Below are 6,185 nucleotides of genomic sequence, written 5' to 3'. Positions count from 1 at the left end.
GCCGAGGAACTCGCCGCCTGAACTCCGGCGGCTCCGCGCCAGCTAGCGGATGCGTACGCCTCGTCCATCCTCAACTATGATGATGGCCGCACCGCGGCACCGCCTCCGGAAGCAACGTGCTACGAACTGCGCGCTTGCCATGCTGGCCTCGACAAGAGCGGCCTTGAGACCTCGGGCGCTAACTCAAACTTATCGAAATCTAGTTGCTCGGAACGAGGCCGAAGTTGCCATAGTGAAGCACTTTATTCGCCTGACCTCAGATTCTCATAGGCTTCCGCAAGCTGATTCAGGAGGCTTTTTGCGCCGGCAGGCTTTCTCACAACTGGAACATCGCGCAGATGTTCGGGGATCATGACATTGTCCCCATAACCTGTCGCAAAGACAAATGGGATCCCCAGTGCGACAAGATGATCCGCAATCGGCTCCGACGTGTCATCGCCCAGGTTGAAGTCCAGGACAGCGGCATCCGGTTTGTAAGAACCTAGGCTGCGCATAGCGTGCGCAGCATCCGGCGATAAGCGCACTTCTTTAGCGCCAAGCTGGCGCAACAGTTCTTCGGTATCCAGCGCGATCAGAGACTGATCCTCGACCAGAAGGATGGAAAGACCATCCAGTCCAGGTACCGCCGCGCCCGTTCCAGCGTCCACAGCTTCCGATGGTGCTGGCGGAGATCCCTCGGCAACCAGAGAAGCAAATTTCGGAGGAATGACCAGTCGAGCGACTAGGCCGCTTTCCAGATAATCAAGATCGACCAGACCGCCAAGATCATAGACCATCGTCGTTTGAATGAGCTTCGAGCCAAACCCCTGGCGACTAGGAGCGAGCGTTGGCGGCCCGCCTGTTTCGGTCCAGCGGATCTCGCACCCTTCGCTTTCTGAGAACGTCCAGCTAATGTCGAGGCGACCTGTGGGTACTGACAACGCGCCATATTTGGCGGCATTGGTCATCAGTTCGTGGACAACCAATGCCAGGGTTCCGAAAGCCCGATCGTTGAGCCGAATTTTTGCGCCTGCGGCGATCACCCGCTCTGTTTCAGAACCATAGCGATGCAACCCGGCCTCGGCCTCTATTAAGGTTGCAAGATCGCCGCCCACAGCAGCACTCAGCGACTGGTCATGCGCAAAGGCAAGAGCGCGCAGGCGCCCTTCGAACGACGAGGAATAATCCTCGACCGAACCGGCATGGGCGCCAGTCTGCACCGCAATAGACTTGATCAGCGTGATGATATTTTTGACGCGATGATTAAGTTCGTCATTCAGCATCCGTCGCCGCTGATCGAGCCGCCCGCGTTCTTCGGCAGTGATTTCGTTTTGCTTCAGGAAAACATCGCGCAAATAGGTCCGCACGGTATCGGCCGCAGTCAAATCAGTTTCGCTCCAGGGACGGCTTTGTCCCCGTACCTCTTCGCGCCATGTCTCGAAGCTTCCGCGTGGGGTCAGCCGCTGCCCGTCTGGAGTATCGATGACGAGCTTGGTAGGTTTGCCCGCCCACTCAATTTCATGGGCCTCTTCGCTACGGAAAATCAAGAGATAATCACGCGGCATCGAGGTCAGCGGAATAGCAATGACGCCAGCAACCGATTGTCCGAAATTGACCTGTCCTGTGAGCTTACGCAAGTCCTGGGTATGCCAAAGGGCCAGCTGCGATGACGCGGAGCGCGGATGCACCTGCTCCTCCCCAGCGAGATAACGCACCAGTTCGAGCGCTTCATCATGCGTCGGAGTGACGCCACTCGCCGTCCATTGGTTTTCCGCCCACAGCCCGACGCCATCGCAGTCGAAAAGCTCGGAGAAGGCGTCCAGATGGTCACGCAACCCTTCCATCAGGGTTTCATCAACCGCCAGTCCAGCGAGGATCTTGTCGAGCCGTTCACGGGCTACGCTTGAAGCAACGATGTGGGCGCGCCGCTCGGCGACGGAGATTTGCAGGGAAAAATAATGCCCAAACAGCTCGGCGCCGACTCTCAAAGGAACCGGAACCACTTTGGGGCTCTCATGGTGGCAAGAGATGAGACCCCAAAGTTCGCCATCGATCAAAATTGAGATCGACATGGAGGCGTGAACGCCCATGTTCTGCAGATACTGGCAGTGTATGGGCGACACGGATCGCAGCTGCGCGAACGACATATCAATCGGCAGTTCGCCTGGCTTGATCGCCGGCTCCAAGGGCACCGGCGCGTAGCTGGCGTCTGCGATGGTCCGGATTGTATTGAGCTTGTAGAGTCGCCGCGCCTGGTAGGGGATGTCTGACGCGGGGAAATGCTGCCCCATAAAGCTCTCAAGCTCTGGCTGCTTCGCCTCGGCGATGACGCGCCCGGCACCATTATGCAAAAACTGATAGACCATGACGCGGTCGAAACCGAGCATCGCCCGAACTAGGCGGGCACCGGATTTCGCCAAGGCGCCGACCTCGGTCTCCACATTCACCCGCCGCATCAGCCCTTGAGTCAGGTCGAGCGCGTCCTTTGCGCTTTTCGCGCCATCCAGCGAGGGCTCGAACTCTACGATCAACCTGTCTTTATGGCTATGGACGATCATGTCGACTGGATCGGTGCCATGAAGCACCGTCATGCCAAGCTCGACGCCGGCAATCTCGCTACCGCCGGCCTTGGCGCTGGCATTCCGGACCGAATGGGCAGCTTCGGCCCCAATGATCTCTGCCAGGGGCATACCGGGCTTGATTGCTGCGCCATTGCCAAGAAGGTCGCCAGCGTTCACAGACGCAAACAAGAGCGTGAAATCTGTCGGTGACACCACCAGCATAACGCCGTGGGGCTGGATGCTGCCGGGAATCTGGATCGGTTCCCGATCACAGTTTGTCAGATCGACGGTCATGGCAGGTAGCTTCGCCATATCAATCGGCCCCTTGCGCGCGTTGGAACGCGTTGGCTACGATAAGCATCACGGGGAAACGAAAAACGACATAGGTCGTTTCGATGTCAAACGCCGTTGCAAATTTGTCTGTAAAAGGAGGCACTTCTAGATCCGAGCTGGGTGGCGTTTCCGGCCACGGGCAGGGGAATGCACACTCCACAGCCATTCACCGAAAAAACACAGAACGCGAGTTATGTGTGCGAGTAACATTGGTCAACCATGAGCTTTGTGCATAAGTGCACCAAGGCGCACAATTTTAATGCAGATTGATCAGGAGAGACCATGTCGGCGCCTACCCCGGAAGAATTGGCAGGCAATGCCCTACTAGCAACTCTGAGCGATAGTGATCGCGAGCTTCTAATGCCGCACATGCTGGTCTTTGACCTCAAGCCGCATGCGGTGCTGCAAAAGGCAGGGGGTGAAGTCGTGGACACATGGTTCCCGTGTGGCCCGGCGATGGCGGCCTTCTGTGTCAGGCTGAAAGACGGTCCGGCCGTCGAGGTCGCGCTGGTTGGCAGGGAAGGGGCTATCGGAGGCATCGTGTCAAATGGGAATGTCCCCGCTTTTGCGACTGCGCAGGTCATGTATGGTGGGCGCTTTTTGCGCATCAAGACGGCCGCGCTGGAACAAGCCAAGCTGGACTCTTTGACCTTACGCCATTGGTTCTCCCGCTACTCGGACTGTCTGCTGGCACAGGTCTTTCAGACCGCCGCCTGTAATGCCACCCATACAATCGCGCAGCGTACAGCAAAATGGCTGCTTGCAGCGATCAGCCGAACGCATTCAGCTGAATTTGCCATCACGCACGAGCAACTCGCGGAAATGCTGGGCGTGGGTCGATCATTTGTGACCCGTGTCATTTCAAAGCTGCGGGAGGCCGGAACGATCGAGACTCGCCGCGGTGTGTTCATCGTCAAGGATGAGCAGGTACTGCGCGATACCGCGTGCGACTGCACCACAACCATCGAGGACCATTTCGATACGGTGCTGCATGGGATTTATCCGCTGAATTGAATATTTTGATCGAAAACCACCAAAGCTTTTGCCCTGCAACATTAGCTCCCCCAGATGCGCAAATATGGGCAGGTAGCAGCGTCTCGTCTTCGGCCGTAGCGCTTGGGAGGCAAAACCTCGGACACTTGCTGACATCCTGAATCATGCCGACGCCCTGAAAGGGAAAGGGAGGGTGAAGGGATGAAAGGGAAGGCGAGGATTAGACGACCACCCGAGCATGCCCAACTTGATCGAGCGCTTCAATGCTGCGGAGCATTAACGATCAACGGCCACGAGGACATTTGAACAGCAATTGCAATTTCGCGCATTCCGTATTATACGGAATGCCGATAATTGTACGGATTGCGCGGTATCTGCGCGATAGCAGGAGATCAGGCCATGAGCTTGTCCATCGAAACCTTCCGCTCGAGTGAAGTCTCGAAGCGCTTCGGCTTCTACTACGATGAAGCCATGACCCACCCGATCGCGGTCGAACGCAATGGCGCCGCTCGTGTCGTGATGCTTCCTGCCGGAGAGTACGAACGCCTGGCGCGCCTTGATCACATCGCGCTCGCTCCCGAAGAACTGAGCGACGATGCGTTCAACGCGATCGCCAATGCCCAGCCTGTGCCCGAGTCCTACGATGCCAACAAGCTCCTGGACTGAGCCGCGTCCCGGCGAGGTCATCAATTATCTCTACCTCTGGCGGCACGAGCACGACCGGGGCGAGGAAGAGGGCCGTAAAATTCGGCCATGCATGGTCGTTGGCACGTACCTGAAGCATGGGCACTTGCGCGTCATCACGGTGCCGCTGACGACGCGGGATTATTCGCCCGAGCACTCCCTCGAACTTACCCCGCGCGTGATCGAGCATCTTCGCCTGGATACGCGCAGCCGTATCGTCTGGAACGATGTGAATGAATTCACATGGGTAGGGCCTGACGTTCGATCCGGCGCCAACGGCACCCCGGTAATTTGCGCCATGCCCGAGAAAATCTACCGCCAGGTCGCTGCCAACATCCTTGCGCGCCGGGTGAAGATCACGCACCGGACGGAATGAGGTCTATGGAAACGGCCTCATTCCTGACCATCAGCGCCTTCGGGATCATCGTCGTAGCCGCGACGATCATCGGCAACTTTGGCCTAACCCCGTTGGGGAAATGGTCCTTGCGTCTGGCGGGCGTAATTTTGATCGCAGCAGGCTTGCTGCTCGCTTGAAATAAGTTGCCGGCGACGGGCCGGTCGCGTTTGCCCTCTGCCTTTTGGCACCGAACATCTATCGGGTAGATCAACTCGGCGGTCAGCCGGTGGAGCAAATCATCATAATCCCGGCAGATTTGGCTGCGACGGATTTGAGGTCTACCATTAGTCTACCGTTTGCAGACTGCAAGGAAATGGATCGCCTAGGAAATCTGGAACGATTTTTATTGCGAGATTTGCAAATGGCGAGTCGCGTAGCAAAGGCCGCGACTTGACGTTCATAGTGCGCGGCGACCTTTAGGCGGCATTGCCATTCTGGCCATTCTGGCTATATTGGCTGTAAGGCTTCGACGGAGATTATCATGGCCACCAATGCCGAGAGCTTCGCATCCGTTGCTCTTACCGATTTCCATAACCACCCTGGCACTGTTGTCGATCAAAGCCAGCATGGTCCAGTCGTGCTGACGAAGAACAGGCGGCGCTATGCGGCCGTGGTCAGCATCGACTATCTGGATCGTGCTGCAGCTGCGCTTGAAGCGTTGCACGCCAATCGCCGGGTGTTCACCAGTGAGACCATGACCGATGACGACGCGGCGCGTATTGAAGCCAGCCTCCCAAGCGAAGCCGAAATCGCAGCAGGCCGCTTCGACTGGCAGCAGTAACGATCTGCCGCCGCGGCGCGGTGAGGTCATAAACTACGTCTACCTTTTTGCAGCCGAGCAAGCCGGAGGCCGAGACGAGGGCGTCAAGGAACGTCCTGTCATCGTTATCGCTGCCGATGGCAAAGGCTACATCGTCCTGGCCGTTACGACCAAAGGCGAGATCAACCCGTCCAACACGATCAAGATCCCCGGCGACGTCGGGAAGGCGATGGGCCTACCGTACCCTGAATCGAGCTTTGTCGTCGTCTCAGAGGCAAACAGTTTCGACTGGATGGGCTTTGATGTCCGCGCGCGAGCCAACGGCGACTACCGCTTCGGAATGGTAACGCCCGGGTTCTTTACGAAGATCGTCACCGAATTTCTCAGTCGCAGCGGGCGATCGGTCAACCGGCGCTGAGGACCTGAAGGCTTCTTTGGGGGCTGGACGATAATGATGGCGGGGGCGGGGGGGGGGGGT

The 6,185-nt window shown here is 57.7% G+C and carries 7 protein-coding genes; 6 read left to right on the top strand and 1 reads right to left on the bottom strand.

What is annotated here, in order from left to right; genetic code table 11:
- Positions 1 to 242: 242 nt before the first annotated feature.
- Positions 243 to 2,834, bottom strand: a complete 2,592-nt coding sequence (locus LH128_RS13600) for an HWE histidine kinase domain-containing protein (protein WP_202950112.1) — start codon at positions 2,832 to 2,834, stop codon at positions 243 to 245.
- A 321-nt stretch (positions 2,835 to 3,155) separates the two neighbouring features.
- Here LH128_RS13600 and LH128_RS13595 point away from each other — a divergent pair, with 321 nt between their 5' ends.
- The 6 genes from LH128_RS13595 to LH128_RS13575 all read left to right on the top strand — a co-directional run bounded on the left by LH128_RS13595 (position 3,156) and on the right by LH128_RS13575 (position 6,125).
- Positions 3,156 to 3,887 (top strand): Crp/Fnr family transcriptional regulator, encoded by a 732-nt coding sequence (locus tag LH128_RS13595; protein ID WP_008830219.1) that lies wholly within the window; start codon positions 3,156 to 3,158, stop codon positions 3,885 to 3,887.
- A 378-nt stretch (positions 3,888 to 4,265) separates the two neighbouring features.
- On the top strand, positions 4,266 to 4,532 hold the full coding sequence (locus LH128_RS13590; RefSeq protein ID WP_008830218.1) for a type II toxin-antitoxin system Phd/YefM family antitoxin: 267 nt from the start codon (positions 4,266 to 4,268) through the stop codon (positions 4,530 to 4,532).
- Entirely contained in the window at positions 4,510 to 4,926 is a 417-nt protein-coding gene (locus tag LH128_RS13585) for a type II toxin-antitoxin system PemK/MazF family toxin (RefSeq protein ID WP_211152039.1), read from the top strand. Before LH128_RS13590 ends, LH128_RS13585 begins: the two co-directional genes overlap by 23 nt.
- Before the next feature lie 5 nt (positions 4,927 to 4,931).
- Complete coding sequence (locus LH128_RS33420; RefSeq protein ID WP_156800011.1) at positions 4,932 to 5,084, top strand: hypothetical protein; 153 nt, start codon at positions 4,932 to 4,934, stop codon at positions 5,082 to 5,084.
- Between the two features lie 344 nt (positions 5,085 to 5,428).
- Positions 5,429 to 5,728: a type II toxin-antitoxin system prevent-host-death family antitoxin gene (locus LH128_RS13580; protein WP_008830216.1), complete on the top strand. Its 300-nt coding sequence runs from the start codon at positions 5,429 to 5,431 to the stop codon at positions 5,726 to 5,728.
- A complete protein-coding gene (locus LH128_RS13575) occupies positions 5,649 to 6,125 on the top strand; it encodes a hypothetical protein (RefSeq protein ID WP_172705046.1) in 477 nt (158 codons plus the stop codon). Before LH128_RS13580 ends, LH128_RS13575 begins: the two co-directional genes overlap by 80 nt.
- Positions 6,126 to 6,185: the final 60 nt, after the last annotated feature.

This window comes from Sphingomonas sp. LH128, assembly GCF_000293195.2.
In the GTDB taxonomy this organism is placed as follows: Bacteria; Pseudomonadota; Alphaproteobacteria; order Sphingomonadales; family Sphingomonadaceae; genus Novosphingobium; species Novosphingobium resinovorum_A.
This window is presented reverse-complemented; position numbering and strand designations above follow the sequence as displayed.